1 protein-coding gene is annotated in these 316 nt (G+C 45.6%); it reads left to right on the top strand.

Going from position 1 to position 316, the window contains the following annotated elements; all coding sequences use genetic code 11:
- On the top strand, positions 1-316 hold a 316-nt coding region (locus FRY97_RS22770), incomplete at both ends, for a hypothetical protein (protein WP_170254905.1).

Here is a 316-nt window from a genome sequence, read left to right as displayed (position 1 = left end):
AAATGAGTTTCACCGCTTTCTACTTACTCCTAATGGGCTTGAATGGGTGGGCACTCAGCAAATCGGTGAAGGAGGGATATTAGGTCTTGGGCAGGCCTTTTTTACACCCGATGGCAATAAGCATATACGATATTACAGTGTAGGGGGCGGAGAGCAAGATCATTTGTCCATTTATGATTTTGACCGTTGTACAGGTTTACTCAGCAATCCTCGTCAGGAAGCTTTTGATCAGTTTGGTGGTGGCGGTGGGGCTGCGGTAGCAAAAGGCTCCCGGTATTTATATCTTGGAGCAGGTATTCATCTTTATCAATATGAC

It is taken from the genome of Phaeodactylibacter luteus (assembly GCF_007993045.1).
GTDB classification, from domain to species: domain Bacteria; phylum Bacteroidota; class Bacteroidia; order Chitinophagales; family Saprospiraceae; genus Phaeodactylibacter; species Phaeodactylibacter luteus.
This window is presented reverse-complemented; position numbering and strand designations above follow the sequence as displayed.